Source organism: Salegentibacter sp. Hel_I_6 (assembly GCF_000745315.1).
Lineage (GTDB): Bacteria > Bacteroidota > Bacteroidia > Flavobacteriales > Flavobacteriaceae > Salegentibacter.
The window spans coordinates 3,192,728-3,206,098 of sequence record NZ_JQNQ01000001.1 but is presented as its reverse complement, the minus strand read 5'-3'; the positions used below and the strand labels follow the sequence as shown (position 1 = coordinate 3,206,098).

The window sequence follows — 13,371 nt, the reverse complement described above, 5'->3', positions numbered from 1 at the left end:
CTGTAAAAAGACCAGATTATATTACTGAAACCAGATTCTACGCTTTTGAGTAAAATTATAAAATCTATCCTCTAGTCCTTTCAATAAAAACCTTTTGTAATTTCCTGGTAATGCTGTCTTTTCTGGCGGTATAAACCTTTTTATCTTTATGGGTAATGGAGCTTATAGGAATTATTTGCGTAGTGGTGCCCGTGACAAAAATTTCATCTACTTCTACCAGTTCATCAATATGCACTGCCTTTTCAACCACTTTTATATTCAAGTCGGCACAAATATTAATTACTTCTGTACGAGTAATTCCTGAAAGGATCTTGTGACCTTCTGGATGCGTATGCAGTACACCGTATTTTACAAAGAAAAGGCTGGAGTGTGAACCTTCAGTAAAATATCCTTTGCGTACCAGTAGGTTTTCAGCGAAACCCGCCGCAATAGCTTCTTCATTGGCCATCACATTCGCCAGTAGTGCTGTCGATTTAATATCGCAACGATGCCAGCGTTTATCTTCAGTAGCCATAACTTCCCAGGTCTTTTTTTCAAAACCTTCCAGGGTCACGGGAAAAGCATATAATAAAATACTGGTTTCAATCTTTTCGGGAACAAAATGACTTCTAGCAGCAGTACCCCTACTCACCTGAATATAAACCGCAGCATCTGTTTCATGTAGATTAAGCCGGTCTAGAGCTTCATACATCACATTTTCTAACGAAAATGCATCAAAAGCTACCTGTATTTGATCCAGGGAATATTGAAGGCGTTTCAGGTGCTCCTTCTGCTTAAAAGCTTTGCCTTTATAAAACGGAGTTACTTCATAAACACCATCGCCAAACATAAATGCGCGATCAAAAACCGAAACAAAAGCTTCGTCGTGTTTTAGCCACTTTCCGTTTAAATAAACTTCCGAAGGATACTTTTTTTCAGGTTTCATAATAATAGATTTGTTCTCCGTAAAAGTCATAATTTAAAATGGTTGTCATCCTAAACTTGTTTCAGGATCTAAGCTGAGTGTATCGTACTACAATGTTAGATGCTGAAATAAATTCAGCATGACGATTTATTAATGATTTTTATCTTATGAGTAAAAACTGACATCATTAACTAAAATATTCGTGTAGTTGCTGCATCCACTGTATTTCATAATAACGCACGATGCTAATTATAATTACCCCGGCGGCTACATAGACCCAGGAATAAGAATCGTGTTTTAACATAAATCCACCAATAATTGCGAAGATTACAAAAGGAATCGCAAGTATAAGATTGGGTAATGGCCAGGCATCCTGAAATAAAACTGCAATGATTTTCATCGCTCCATAAAAAATGCTATAAAACAATATAATTTTACAAATGAGCGCTTTTAAATTTCGATTCTGCATTTATTCGTAGTTTTCCGGAGATTTTCTTCGCTTACTAGCTTGTTCAAAGGCTAAGGCCCATTGATAAAGTTTATCTTCCTCGCCCGTTTTTGCGAAAAAAGTAAGTCCTTTTGGCGCACCTGCTTCATCATATCCCATTGGTACGGTAATCGCCGGATAATGCGCTGCAGCTGCAAAACCTGCGTGATAATTATTTATGGAAAGAATTCCATCAAGATCAAATTCTCCCATAGGTGAGTCAAAATACCGCTTTCCTTTTTCGCTTAAATCCTGTTTTATACTATCCAAATCTGTAGTATCAGTAGTTTCCTGAACAATCCCCTCAAATAAACTCTGGCCATAAGGCATTCTTACCGTAGAATCCTGAATATTATATTTTACAATATCATCTACTGAAGAAAACCCGGTTTCACCTCCATAATTCTCTAAATATTTCGGCAGGTCATTTTTCATATCAAGACTTAATAAGCGTAAAAAGTTATTTAATTCAATCTCTTCAGCTTCAAATTCTATTACCTCTGCCCCGGCATTTTTAAGATCGCTTATTGCACGATTATAAATTGAATCTTCCATTAATTGCTTGAAAGCACCGAAACGCTTCCCTTCAAGCTTTACACTTTCCAGGTTATAATTAATATTTTTAATTTCAACAGAAGCAGCATCTTCGGTATCTAAGCCAGCCATAGCTGAATATAAGATCACATTATCTATAACCGATTTTGTGATTGGCCCGGGCGTGTCTAAATGACTGGAAATAGGAACGATCCCACCCCGACTTAAATTTCCTACAGTTGGTTTTAGTCCCACCACAGAATTCTGGCTGGAAGGTGAAAGAATAGAGCCTGAAGTTTCTGAACCTACTGCTACCGGTGCTAAATTAGCAGCCACGGCAACCGCACTACCCGAACTTGAACCGCCCGTATCAAAAGTCTTTCTACCATAAGGATTTAAGGTTTGTCCGCCAACCGCTGAATACCCACTTGGGCATTTCCCACAGAAGAAATAGGCCCATTCGCTTAAATTCGCTTTTCCTAAAATAAGGGCCCCATTTTCTTTCAATTTTTGAACGATAAACGCATCTTCGGTTTGGTTGTTTTCCAAAGCCAATGCCCCTGCGGTAGTCGCCATATTCCGGGTATTGATATTATCTTTAAGCAAAACAGGAATTCCCGAGATTGGATGATTAACTTCTGCATTTTTCAATTGATCATCTTTTTGGCGCGCTTCTCCAATCAAATTAGGATTTAAAGAAATCACTGAATTTAAGGAGAATTCATTTTCACGGTCAAACTTCTTTATTCGGTATAAATAGAACAGCGATAGTTCTTCGTAAGAAAGTTTTCCATCCTTTATAGCCGATTGAATATCAGGAATATTTTTATCGAAAATAAGCGGCTTTAATTCCTCGTATTTTTCCTTAGAAAATTTGGCAAGATCATTTTTAAAAGGCGCCCAAACAGAATCCAATTCAATATTCTTTGAATCTAAAACTTTAAATTCATTTTCTTTTTCGGTCTCAAGCGAATCTGTATTTGTTTGGTTTTCAGTTTTATCTTCAGAATTTTTATCGTTTCCGCAGGAGATTAAAGCGGGAAGCAAAAGAAGGAGTAAGAGTTTTTTCATTTATAATAAATTTAATATTGGAAATAAATTAGCCGAGAATATTTAACACCTAATTCATTGCCAATTATTTGCTTCCGCTACCATGCCGGTTATTGCTTAAAGAAAGAATCTACAAATTCATATTTATTGAAAACCTGTAGATCTTCTACGCCTTCACCTACGCCAATATATTTTACTGGAATTTGAAATTGATCGCTAATGCCAATAACCACTCCACCTTTTGCAGTACCGTCTAATTTTGTTACCGCCAGCGAAGTCACCTCTGTTGCTGCTGTAAATTGTTTAGCCTGCTCAAAAGCATTTTGCCCGGTAGATCCATCTAAAACCAGCAAAACTTCGTGGGGGGCGCCAGGAATTACCTTTTGCATCACGCGTTTTACTTTCGTTAGCTCGTTCATCAAATTCACTTTATTATGCAATCTACCCGCGGTATCAATTAGTACAACATCGGCGTTTTGTTTTACAGCACTTTGAACGGTATCGAAAGCTACCGAAGCTGGATCACTACCCATACTTTGTTTTATTATTGGCACTTCAGTTCTATCGGCCCAGATCTGTAGTTGATCTATAGCTGCAGCTCGAAAAGTATCTGCAGCTCCCAGAACCACTTTTTTACCAGCGCTTTTAAACTGATGTGCGAGTTTCCCTATAGTGGTAGTTTTACCCACACCATTTACACCCACCACCATAATTACATAAGGTTTTACATCTGGAATCTGGATATTTGCAGCTTCTCCAGATTCAGTTTCAGAGAGGAGACCGGCAATTTCTTCGCGAAGAATTTTGTTAAGCTCTTCAGTTCCCAAATATTTATCCCGGGCAACGCGTTCTTCAATTCGATTTATAACTTTTATGGTAGTAGCTACACCAAGGTCACTGCTTATCAATACATCTTCAAGATCATCTAAAACTTCTTCATCTACTTTAGATTTACCGGCAACAGCCTTACTCATTTTAGACATAAAACTGGATTTAGTCTTTTCCAGACCTTTATCCAGATTTTCCTTTTTGTCTTTAGAAAATATCTTTTTAAATAAACTCATTTTTTGGAAGGTTTAAAATCAACAAATTCCGGAAATGTTTTTCCGAAATTTTCAGTTGTAAATATACATAAAAACAAAAAGCCGTCCAGAGGTTATCCAGACGGCTTTGTAAATGTTTTCAAGAAGTTCTTAGAACTAATTTTTCTTTAAAAAATCGTTCACGTCTTCAGGAGCCATAATTTGTTCAACAAAAGTATAGGCGCCAGATTTTGGAGATTTAACCATTTTAATTGCTTTGGTCAATCTTTTAGACCCTGTTTGTATCGATGCTACTGATTTCTTAGCCATAACTTAATTATTTTATCTCTTTATGAACCGTCATTTTCTTAAGGATTGGATTAAATTTCTTTATTTCCAATCTATCCGGTGTATTCTTTTTGTTCTTGGTAGTGATGTATCGTGAAGTTCCCGGTTTTCCGGTAGCTTTATGCTCTGTACACTCTAGTATAACCTGTACCCTATTGCCTTTCTTTGCCATTGTAATGTGTTTTTATGCTTGAGGATTATTTTTTCAAAAATCCTTTTTCTCTTGCCTCTTTAATTACAGCAGAGATGCCTTTTTTATTAATATCTTTAAGTGCAGATGTAGATACCTTTAAAGTGACCCATTTATCTTCCTCAGGAATAAAAAAACGTTTCTTTACCAAATTGGCATTAAATCTACGTTTGGTTTTGTTCATAGCGTGAGAAACATTGTTCCCAACCATTGCTTTTTTACCAGTAAGTTCACAAACTCTTGACATTGCTCTATTCTTTTCTCGTTATTTCAAAACAGGCTGCAAATTAACGATTTTTTCACCTAACAAACAATATTAATTTAAAAAAATATTCAGGCTTTTTGAAATTTTCCCGACTTATCTGCTTTTAGACTAAAAACCCACTATTCACCTTCTCTTGGCAAGCTTATAATTTATTTTTTTGACAAAGTTTGGAATATTTCATCCTGTTCAAATATTTAAACTTCTGAATTTCAAATGTTCCAAGAAGCAAATTTAAAGTTTTTAAGCTGAAGACCTAAGCTTTTTGAGCAAGTTTCACCTGTTCTAGCAGTACTTCTCTAATTAACTCCATACTCTTATTAACAGCTTTACCTATTACTTTATCACGGTGATTTCCAAAGATAAATTTCCTGGCATAAACTTCTGTGGGAGTGGCTATCCCTATATAAACTGTACCAATTTCTGCATCGCTATCCCCTTTTGCCGGGCCGGCATTTCCCGTAGTAGAAATTGCATAATCTGTCTCAAACAAATCCCTAACGTTTTTAGCCATGGAAACCGCAACTTCTTTACTCACCACCGAGTGTTCTTCGATTAGCTTTTTATCAATCTTTAATATTTCTTCCTTACTAATGGTTGCGTAACTCACCACACTGCCTTTATAATAATTGGAAGCGCCGGGAGGGGTTGCAAATAAACTGGCAAGCCTACCGCCGGTGCAACTTTCAGCTGTGGCGATACTGGCTTTGTTTTTTAATAATAACCTGGAAATTTGTATTTCCATTGGTTCATCGTCTTCATAACCAACTATAATATCACCAATAATACTATGAAGTTCACTAATAAGGCTTTCCACACTATTCTTTAAGTGCTCTTCGTTATCACCCTTTGCCGTTAAGCGCAACCTTACTCTTCCCAAATTGGGCAAATATGCAAGCTTAATATATGGTGGTAACGCATCTTCCCAGTCCTCAATCTTATCGGCAATGGCGCTTTCTCCAAGCCCGTAGGTTAATACGGTTTTATGAAGAATAACCGGCCTTTTAAAACTTTGCTGAAGTCTTGGTATTACTTCGTCTTGAATTAAAGCTTTCATTTCAAAAGGAACTCCCGGCAGGGAAACATACACCTTAGCCTCACTCTTAAACCACATACCCGGAGCTGTACCGAATTTATTTTTTAGAGCCGAAGCTTTAGACGGTAGGAGTGCCTGCTTTCTATTTAATTCGGAAATTGGGGTGTCTATATATTTATCAAAAAGGAATTCTATATGTTTAAGAACTTCCTCATTATTTACCAGCCGGTCCTCAAAAAATTCGCACAAACAATCTTTTGTTATATCGTCTTTAGTAGGCCCCAAACCGCCGGTGATAATAATAATATCGGCACGGCTTTTTGCTTCATATAAAGCTTCAAGAATATGAGCTTTCTCGTCCTCTACGGTAGAAATTTGTTTAACCGAAATACCAATCTTGTTCAGCTCTTTAGCGATAAACGCCGAATTGGTATCTATAATTTGGCCAATAAGGATTTCATCTCCTATGGTTATGATCTCTGCTTTCATTCCAGTTCAAAATCCCTTTTTAGAGCTATACTTGCAACATTTACTTTCTTGGTGATCTTAGAGGCTGCCTGTGGCACATCGTCTTTCTTTTTCCCGGCTTTTGCCCAGGCTTCTATAACTTTTACTTCGTCCATAAGTTCCAATCCAAATAATTGTAAATTTGGCTTCATTTTATGGGCATATTGATAAGCAAGATCAGGGTTATCGTTATTAATAGCCTCGTTCATAGATTCTACATCTGGTGGAATTTCTTCTAAAAAGGTTTGTACCACTATTTTCATGAAATCTTCGTCGCCCCCGGCCATTTCCTTAACTTCACTTAAATTGTAGTTGCTCATATCGCTATTTTATTTGAATTGAAAAGATTTGTTTGTTTTCTATAAACCCTGTTAATCTATCTTTCGGATTAACTTTACCTACGCCGGCCGGAGTTCCGGTAAAAATGATATCTCCTATTTTTAAAGTGAAAAATTGTGAAACATAAGCAATCAGTTCATCAATTTTCCAAAGCATTAGCTCTGTATTGCCTTTTTGAACGGTTTCTCCATTCTTTTCTAAACTAAAGTTAAGCATATTTATATCAGTTACCGAATCTTTAGGCAACCATTTTTCGCCTATTACCGCGGCGCCATCAAATGCTTTGGCTTTTTCCCAGGGCAAACCTTTTTCCTTTAATTTTTGCTGAAGATCTCTCGCAGTAAAATCGATTCCAAGGCCAATTTCATCATAATACTTATGGGCAAATTTCTCCTGAATATGTTTGCCTACCTTTTTGATCTTGACTAAAACCTCAACTTCATAATGAACTTCTGCTGAAAAATCTGGAATAAAGAAAGGCTGTTTTTTTAGTAATATAGAAGTATCGGGCTTTAAAAAAACCACCGGGTCTTCAGGTTTTTCATTTTGTAACTCAGAAATATGATCGGTGTAATTTCTACCTATACAAATTATCTTCATGCTTCAGCAATTAATCGGTTAGCGTGATTTTAAAGGCCGGTACGAGATTCGCTCCCTTAAAAGCCTGATGGGAATTATCTAAATTATTCATTTCTTTCCAACCATTAGTATCCTTAAAAAAGGAATTGAAATTTTGCCCCTTGTCTTCAAGGACGCCTTTAAAAACGGGTATGTACTTAACTACTTTAAAATTGCCATTTCTCTCTAAAATAATAATTACATAAGGCTTTGCTTCATTTTCCTTTTTAGGACAGTTTATTATTTAGCTTTCTAAGCTTAATGGCGGTAAGAACTTTTTTGGTGTACAGCGGGAAATCGGCATTTTGGATCCAGCCAAAATAACCAGGCTCTTCTTCTAAAACCTTTTCTACATTTTTACCTCTATATTTTCCAAAAGCAAAGACTTCGTTCCCTTTTTTATCGTAAGCAATAAAGCCTGCGAAATCGGCAAATTTATTCCGTGCTGAATAATCGGCCAGGTACTTCATATCGTTCTCGAGATCCTGATATCGGTCTAGCTGAGATTTTAAAACCTCGTAGGTAGCTGTAGTATCTGCTTCGGCACTATGGGCATCTATAAGGTCTTTTCCGCAGTAAAACTGGTAAGCTGCGGCTAAAGTTCTTTGTTCTTTTTTATGAAAAATAGTTTGAACATCTACGGCTACCATATTTTTCATTTCAAAATCAATACCGGCACGCAAAAGTTCTTCTACCAACAAAGGAATATCAAATCTATTGGAATTATAACCTCCCAAATCACAGCCCTTTATCATATCATGTACCTGCCCTGAAAGTTCTTTAAAAGTAGGTTCATTAGCAACTTTCTCGTCTGAAATTCCATGGATCGCGACTACTTCTTTAGGAATAGGCATTTCAGGATTTACCAGCCAGGTTTTGCTTTCCTTATTTCCGTTAGGAAAAACTTTAAGGATGGCTATTTCAACAATACGGTCTTTGGCCACATTTGTTCCTGTAGTTTCCAGGTCAAAAAAACAAATGGGTTTGGTTAAGTTTAATTCCATACAGGAGCTTGATTTAGGGTGTAAAGATACTATAATTTATGGGCTTTGCTTTTTTAGCGCTTTTGAAATTCACAGGCTATTCGGGGAATTTAAAATTGGTTTTTTATCTTTGAATATATTAAAAAATCTCCGGTATGTTTAAATATCTGGTTTATGTAAGCAGGCAAAGTCATGTGATCTCCGATAAAGACCTAAAAGAATTACTAAGCACATCACGCCGTAATAACCGCGAGATTACAATAACGGGAATTCTAATCTACTTCCAAGGTAGTTTTATTCAATATATTGAAGGAAAAGAAGAAAATGTAGATTTCCTTTACAGCAAGATAGCTAAAGACCAACGTCACCAGAGCGTTACAGAATTAGATTCTGGCTTTAACGCAGAGAGAGCCTTTTCTGACTGGTCTATGGCCTTTAAAAAATTACAAAATGATGAGGCTGCTTCAATTCTAGGCCATCAGGATTTGGAGCAAATAAAGTTATTTAACGAAGAAGAAAAACTGGAAAACCACCCCGCACTAAACCTCTTAGATAATTACGTAAAAAATCTTTGAAAATAATATTGTATTAAATAACGCTTCCTTAAAAGTATGTAAGACCGTCATCCTGAATTCATTTCAGGATCTAACACCTTAGAAATTAGATCACATATTAGAAGCTGAAATAAATTCAGCTTGACGAAAACAAGAGCTTTCAGCCAAGCCTAATTTATTTCTCAAATTATATCTCACGATCTTTGTCAAACCCTTCAAGATATTGCGCTACACGTTGTACAAATTGCCCTCCAAGCGCGCCGTTTACAACCCTGTGGTCATAACTATGCGATAAGAACATCTTGTAACGAATTCCTATAAAATCACCTTCTGGAGTTTCAATCACCGCCGGCACCTTTCTAATCGCTCCAAGGGCAAGAATTGCAACTTGCGGCTGGTTTATTATAGGCGTACCCATAATACTTCCAAAAGTTCCCACATTGGTCACGGTGTAAGTACCACCCTGAATATCGTCTGGCTTTAATTTATTTTGCCGGGCACGGTTTGCAAGATTATTCACCTTTTTAGCCAGGCCAACAAGGTTAAGCTGATCGGCATTTCTAATAACCGGCACTATAAGATTTCCATCGGGAAGCGCTGCCGCCATCCCAAGGTTTATATTTTTCTTCTTGATAATTTTATCGCCATCTACCGAAATATTAATCAAAGGAAAATCACGAATCGCTTTGGCCACGGCTTCCATAAAAATTGGAGTAAACGTTAGTTTTTCTCCTTCTTTCTTTTGAAAATCGTTTTTGTGCTTGTTTCTCCAATTCCAGATATTGGTAACATCTACCTCAATAAACGATTGCACGTGAGCTGAAGTTTGGGCACTTTGCACCATATGATGCGAGATCATTTTACCCATTCGGCTCATCTCGATAATCTCGTCTTCACCAGAAGGAATTACCGTTTCTGCACTCGCTTTGGCTTCTGCCATTTTACCGGTATCTGCTGAAGCTTTAGTTGCTTTTTTAGAAGCTTGTGGAGCTGAAGTTCCTTTCTCACGGTTTTCAACATAGGCCAAAATATCATCCTTAGTTACCCGACCATCTTTACCGGTACCCTCAACTTCTTCTAACTCGTCAAGATCTATTCCTTCTTCTTTTGCGATATTCTTTACCAGTGGAGAGTAAAACCTGGAAGCGTCAGAAAAATCTTTGTTACCTGCAGTTTCTTTCGCGGTTTCTACACTTTCTGCTACCTCTTTGGCATATTCACCTTCCTCTTCGCTATCATCCAAATCAAGATCTAATTCCTCATCATCATTTCCAGCAGGAATATCGCCTTCAGTTTCAATTATAGCTATTGTTTGACCCACCTGGACTACATCATCGGCTTCAAAAAGTTTTTCTATCAATTTCCCTTCTACTTCACTTGGGACTTCGCTATCTACTTTATCAGTAGCGATTTCCAGGACCGGCTCATCGGCCTCAATGGTGTCTCCAACTTCTTTTAACCAGTTGGTAATGGTTGCTTCGGCGACACTTTCGCCCATTTTTGGTAGCTTAAGTTCAAACTTTGCCATATCTATAATTGAAAGCTTATTTTAAGGTTTATGTTTGCGAATTTAATGAAAACTCAAGTTTAAAAGTATTAAAAAATCAAAAAATTAAATTCTCATTATATATTTTCTCTCTTAGAAATGAAATCCGCTTTCGGGTAAAATTACAATTTCATTAGCTGAAACTAAATTTTTCAGAAGAAATATTATTGATTTAACGGAAGTTTGTTGGGGTCATATCCTTACCATTACCATACACAGATTGCACGGTAATCCTGCGAGGTTTTTGAAACCTCGTAGGTATGAACGATTATAGACTTAAAAGGTTGCCTAAACCTTGCAGGAAGTGAAAGAATAACATCCTTTAACTTTTAGTCGAACTTTCAAATGGAACCCTATTCGTAATACTTCTTCCCAAGGTAACCTCATCGGCATATTCCAGTTCGTCTCCAACTGAAATTCCACGAGCGATGGTTGAAGTCTTAATCCCTGTGCCTTCCAGCTGTCGGTAAATATAAAAATTGGTGGTATCTCCCTCTAAAGTACTGCTCAAAGCGAAGATAATCTCCTCAATTTGACCGGCCTTAACTTTTTCAATCAGCGGTTTTATGCTAAGCTGGGAAGGCCCAATTCCATCCATAGGACTTATTTTACCGCCAAGAACGTGATAATGCCCGCGGTATTGATCGGTATTTTCAATAGCCATTACATCACGAATATCTTCTACCACGCAAACAATTTCAGAAATTCGGGAGGGATTTGCACAAATAGCGCACAAGTCTGTATCGCTGATGTTGTAACAATTTTTACAAAGTTTTATTTCAGTTCTAAGTTTAGTAAGAGCATCTGCCAGTTGTTTGGTTTGCGACTCGGGTTGCTTAAGCATATGCAAAACCAGCCTCAACGCGGTGCGTTTACCTATACCCGGAAGTTGAGACATTTCATCTACAGCCTGTTCCAATAGTTTTGAAGAAAAATCCATAATGCGAATTTAGGATTTTTACTCGATAATTGAGATTTAAATCCTATGGCTTGACCCAATTAAAAAATAGTTTTCTATTTCATTCATCTTCCCCACGAGGTCTTGATCGTTCATTTTAAGGAAGCAGGCAAAAGTTTAAGCTTAATTTGTAAATTCGCCACTTCAGAAAATCATCGCTATGCAACCTTACCAGATTTTAATTCTAATCGCCGCTTATTTCGGACTATTATTTTTGGTTTCATTTTTTTCAAGTAAGGCCGGTAGTAACGCCGAATTTTTTAGGGCTAACCGGGAATCGCCCTGGTATATCGTTGCTTTTGGAATGATTGGCGCTTCCCTTAGCGGGGTGACGTTTATTTCACTACCGGGAACAGTAGCCACAGATAGTTTTAGTTACTTCCAGGTGGTTTTAGGTTATACGGTGGGTTATGCAGTAATTGGGCTTATATTATTGCCACTCTATTACAGGCTAAACCTTACCTCAATTTATGCTTACCTGGAGTCACGATTTGGGAAGTATTCTTATAAAACCGGAGCTTCATTTTTCCTGTTATCAAGGATAGTTGGTTCCAGTTTCAGGCTTTTTCTAGTTGCAAATGTCTTACAACTTATTCTTTTTGATGAACTCGGCGTTCCTTATTATGTTACCGTTTCAGCCACAATATTTTTAATCTGGTTATACACTTTTAGAAGCGGAATTAAAACCGTAGTCTGGACAGATACACTGCAGACATTCTTTATGTTATTATCGCTTGGTGTGACTCTAATTGTAGTTTCAGATGAATTGGGTATTTCGGCAGCGGGGATGATAAATTATCTTTCAGAAAGCGGGTCTACAAAAATTTTCTTCTTTGATGATTGGAAGAGTAGTGATCACTTTATAAAACAATTTTTAAGCGGTGCCTTTATTGCAATAGTTATGACAGGGCTGGATCAGGATATGATGCAGAAAAACCTTACCTGCCGAAACCTAAAAGAAGCACAAAAAAATATGTTTTCTTTTACTATCGTACTTACAGTTGTAAATATGATGTTCCTTATCCTCGGGGTTTTACTTACTCAATATGCCGACCTAAGCGAAATTGACGCTATTAAAGATCAACTTTTTCCTGCGATTGCAACCGGTGGAGAATTGGGAATTGGGGTAGGTATCTTATTTATCCTGGGCCTCATCGCTGCAGCTTATTCCAGTGCCGATGGAACTTTAACCGCGCTAACTACATCTTTCAGTATCGATATTTTAAATATTGAAAAAAGATATGAAGAGGCCAAGCAAATGAGGATAAGAAAGCAAATTCATATTATAATTTCTATCCTCTTTATCGCGGTTATGCTAATTTTTAAATATGCCATAGCAGATAAAAGTGTAATAAATAAACTGTTTGAATTCGCCGGATACACTTATGGGCCGCTTTTAGGATTGTATACTTTAGGCTTATTTACCAACATAAAAATTAAAGATAAACTGGTGCCGATTGTTGCTGTACTGGCTCCAGTCCTCTCCTATATAATTAGTGTTAACAGTTTGGTTTGGTTCGGTTTTGAATTTGGATTTTTTATTCTAATCCTAAACGGATTTATAACCACTTTGGGTTTAATATTGATTCGTACCAAGCATCACTAAAGTGCAGGCAATTTCTACCTCAATATTATTATTTCGTAGTATTTGATAAAATTCGGGATTTTCGGTTCCGGGGTTAAAAATAACACGAACAGGATTTAAGGAAACAATATAATCATAATATTCTTTCTGGCGCGGAGGCCCCAGGTAGAGGGTTACTGTATCAATATCTGAAAAAGGGACCTTTTCGCTTCCAATTGTTACTCCATCTACTTCTCCCTTTCGTAAACCAAGCGCCACGGTAGGTTGCTTGTAACTTACTAATCTTTTTATAGCAATATTTGAATAGCGTGAAGGCTTTAAAGAGGCGCCAAGAACTAAAGTTTTCTTCTCCATATCACAAATTTAAGCTTTCAAAACAAGTGTAACAAAAATACTTCTGCTTAGTCTTTAGTTTAGTTATGCTACGGGAATATAGATGTGATGGTTA

The 13,371-nt window shown here is 37.0% G+C and carries 16 protein-coding genes; 2 read left to right on the top strand and 14 right to left on the bottom strand.

Going from position 1 to position 13,371, the window contains the following annotated elements:
- Positions 1 to 64: 64 nt before the first annotated feature.
- From FG27_RS14170 to FG27_RS14125, 11 genes are all read right to left on the bottom strand, one after another.
- Complete coding sequence (locus FG27_RS14170; protein WP_037322313.1) at positions 65 to 925, bottom strand: aminotransferase class IV; 861 nt, start codon at positions 923 to 925, stop codon at positions 65 to 67.
- A gap of 166 nt (positions 926 to 1,091) precedes the next feature.
- The gene (locus FG27_RS14165) at positions 1,092 to 1,373 is read right to left on the bottom strand and encodes a hypothetical protein (protein ID WP_156101236.1); all 282 of its coding nucleotides are present in this window, start codon (positions 1,371 to 1,373) and stop codon (positions 1,092 to 1,094) included.
- The gene (locus FG27_RS14160; protein ID WP_037320247.1) at positions 1,374 to 2,996 is read right to left on the bottom strand and encodes an amidase family protein; all 1,623 of its coding nucleotides are present in this window, start codon (positions 2,994 to 2,996) and stop codon (positions 1,374 to 1,376) included.
- 89 nt (positions 2,997 to 3,085) lie between these two features.
- The gene (ftsY, locus tag FG27_RS14155) at positions 3,086 to 4,039 is read right to left on the bottom strand and encodes a signal recognition particle-docking protein FtsY (protein WP_037320244.1); all 954 of its coding nucleotides are present in this window, start codon (positions 4,037 to 4,039) and stop codon (positions 3,086 to 3,088) included.
- 135 nt (positions 4,040 to 4,174) lie between these two features.
- Positions 4,175 to 4,327 (bottom strand): DUF4295 domain-containing protein, encoded by a 153-nt coding sequence (locus tag FG27_RS19000; protein WP_081912624.1) that lies wholly within the window; start codon positions 4,325 to 4,327, stop codon positions 4,175 to 4,177.
- Between the two features lie 7 nt (positions 4,328 to 4,334).
- Positions 4,335 to 4,517 (bottom strand): 50S ribosomal protein L33, encoded by a 183-nt coding sequence (gene rpmG, locus FG27_RS14150; protein ID WP_037320242.1) that lies wholly within the window; start codon positions 4,515 to 4,517, stop codon positions 4,335 to 4,337.
- 25 nt (positions 4,518 to 4,542) lie between these two features.
- On the bottom strand, positions 4,543 to 4,782 hold the full coding sequence (rpmB, locus tag FG27_RS14145) for a 50S ribosomal protein L28 (RefSeq protein ID WP_037320239.1): 240 nt from the start codon (positions 4,780 to 4,782) through the stop codon (positions 4,543 to 4,545).
- 271 nt (positions 4,783 to 5,053) lie between these two features.
- Positions 5,054 to 6,322, bottom strand: a complete 1,269-nt coding sequence (locus FG27_RS14140; protein ID WP_037320237.1) for a competence/damage-inducible protein A — start codon at positions 6,320 to 6,322, stop codon at positions 5,054 to 5,056.
- Positions 6,319 to 6,660, bottom strand: coding sequence for an Hpt domain-containing protein (locus tag FG27_RS14135; protein WP_037320234.1), 342 nt, complete (start codon positions 6,658 to 6,660; stop codon positions 6,319 to 6,321). The genes FG27_RS14140 and FG27_RS14135 overlap by 4 nt, the downstream gene beginning before the upstream one ends.
- A 4-nt stretch (positions 6,661 to 6,664) precedes the next feature.
- On the bottom strand, positions 6,665 to 7,279 hold the full coding sequence (locus tag FG27_RS14130; protein WP_037320232.1) for a fumarylacetoacetate hydrolase family protein: 615 nt from the start codon (positions 7,277 to 7,279) through the stop codon (positions 6,665 to 6,667).
- 245 nt (positions 7,280 to 7,524) lie between these two features.
- Positions 7,525 to 8,301, bottom strand: a complete 777-nt coding sequence (locus FG27_RS14125) for a 3'-5' exonuclease (protein WP_037320229.1) — start codon at positions 8,299 to 8,301, stop codon at positions 7,525 to 7,527.
- A gap of 134 nt (positions 8,302 to 8,435) precedes the next feature.
- On the opposite strand from FG27_RS14125, the gene FG27_RS14120 reads away from it, so the two are divergent.
- Positions 8,436 to 8,855, top strand: coding sequence for a BLUF domain-containing protein (locus FG27_RS14120; RefSeq protein WP_037320227.1), 420 nt, complete (start codon positions 8,436 to 8,438; stop codon positions 8,853 to 8,855).
- 166 nt (positions 8,856 to 9,021) lie between these two features.
- On the opposite strand, the gene FG27_RS14115 is transcribed toward FG27_RS14120, so the two are convergent.
- Complete coding sequence (locus FG27_RS14115; protein ID WP_037320225.1) at positions 9,022 to 10,362, bottom strand: dihydrolipoamide acetyltransferase family protein; 1,341 nt, start codon at positions 10,360 to 10,362, stop codon at positions 9,022 to 9,024.
- Positions 10,363 to 10,702: 340 nt separating this feature from the next.
- Positions 10,703 to 11,320 carry a recombination mediator RecR gene (recR, locus tag FG27_RS14110; RefSeq protein WP_037320223.1) on the bottom strand — a complete coding sequence of 206 codons (618 nt, stop codon included), beginning with the start codon at positions 11,318 to 11,320 and terminating at the stop codon, positions 10,703 to 10,705.
- 178 nt (positions 11,321 to 11,498) lie between these two features.
- Between recR and FG27_RS14105 the strand changes: the two genes are divergently transcribed.
- On the top strand, positions 11,499 to 12,944 hold the full coding sequence (locus tag FG27_RS14105; protein ID WP_037320222.1) for a sodium:solute symporter: 1,446 nt from the start codon (positions 11,499 to 11,501) through the stop codon (positions 12,942 to 12,944).
- Here the strand turns inward: FG27_RS14105 and FG27_RS14100 are convergent.
- Positions 12,915 to 13,277: a CoA-binding protein gene (locus FG27_RS14100; protein WP_037320220.1), complete on the bottom strand. Its 363-nt coding sequence runs from the start codon at positions 13,275 to 13,277 to the stop codon at positions 12,915 to 12,917. The genes FG27_RS14105 and FG27_RS14100 overlap by 30 nt on opposite strands.
- Between the last annotated feature and the right edge of the window lie 94 nt (positions 13,278 to 13,371).

What these genes read in the sequence shown, in the direction of transcription:
- FG27_RS14170 (WP_037322313.1), bottom strand. Translation starts at nt 925, where the DNA reads ATGAAACCTGAAAAAAAGTATCCTTCGGAAGTTTATTTAAACGGAAAG.
- FG27_RS14120 (WP_037320227.1), top strand. Translation starts at nt 8,436, where the DNA reads ATGTTTAAATATCTGGTTTATGTAAGCAGGCAAAGTCATGTGATCTCC.
- FG27_RS14165 (WP_156101236.1), bottom strand. Translation starts at nt 1,373, where the DNA reads ATGCAGAATCGAAATTTAAAAGCGCTCATTTGTAAAATTATATTGTTT.
- FG27_RS14100 (WP_037320220.1), bottom strand. Translation starts at nt 13,277, where the DNA reads ATGGAGAAGAAAACTTTAGTTCTTGGCGCCTCTTTAAAGCCTTCACGC.
- FG27_RS14140 (WP_037320237.1), bottom strand. Translation starts at nt 6,322, where the DNA reads ATGAAAGCAGAGATCATAACCATAGGAGATGAAATCCTTATTGGCCAA.
- FG27_RS14130 (WP_037320232.1), bottom strand. Translation starts at nt 7,279, where the DNA reads ATGAAGATAATTTGTATAGGTAGAAATTACACCGATCATATTTCTGAG.
- rpmB (WP_037320239.1), bottom strand. Translation starts at nt 4,782, where the DNA reads ATGTCAAGAGTTTGTGAACTTACTGGTAAAAAAGCAATGGTTGGGAAC.
- FG27_RS14115 (WP_037320225.1), bottom strand. Translation starts at nt 10,362, where the DNA reads ATGGCAAAGTTTGAACTTAAGCTACCAAAAATGGGCGAAAGTGTCGCC.
- ftsY (WP_037320244.1), bottom strand. Translation starts at nt 4,039, where the DNA reads ATGAGTTTATTTAAAAAGATATTTTCTAAAGACAAAAAGGAAAATCTG.
- recR (WP_037320223.1), bottom strand. Translation starts at nt 11,320, where the DNA reads ATGGATTTTTCTTCAAAACTATTGGAACAGGCTGTAGATGAAATGTCT.
- FG27_RS19000 (WP_081912624.1), bottom strand. Translation starts at nt 4,327, where the DNA reads ATGGCTAAGAAATCAGTAGCATCGATACAAACAGGGTCTAAAAGATTG.
- FG27_RS14135 (WP_037320234.1), bottom strand. Translation starts at nt 6,660, where the DNA reads ATGAGCAACTACAATTTAAGTGAAGTTAAGGAAATGGCCGGGGGCGAC.
- FG27_RS14160 (WP_037320247.1), bottom strand. Translation starts at nt 2,996, where the DNA reads ATGAAAAAACTCTTACTCCTTCTTTTGCTTCCCGCTTTAATCTCCTGC.
- rpmG (WP_037320242.1), bottom strand. Translation starts at nt 4,517, where the DNA reads ATGGCAAAGAAAGGCAATAGGGTACAGGTTATACTAGAGTGTACAGAG.
- FG27_RS14125 (WP_037320229.1), bottom strand. Translation starts at nt 8,301, where the DNA reads ATGGAATTAAACTTAACCAAACCCATTTGTTTTTTTGACCTGGAAACT.
- FG27_RS14105 (WP_037320222.1), top strand. Translation starts at nt 11,499, where the DNA reads ATGCAACCTTACCAGATTTTAATTCTAATCGCCGCTTATTTCGGACTA.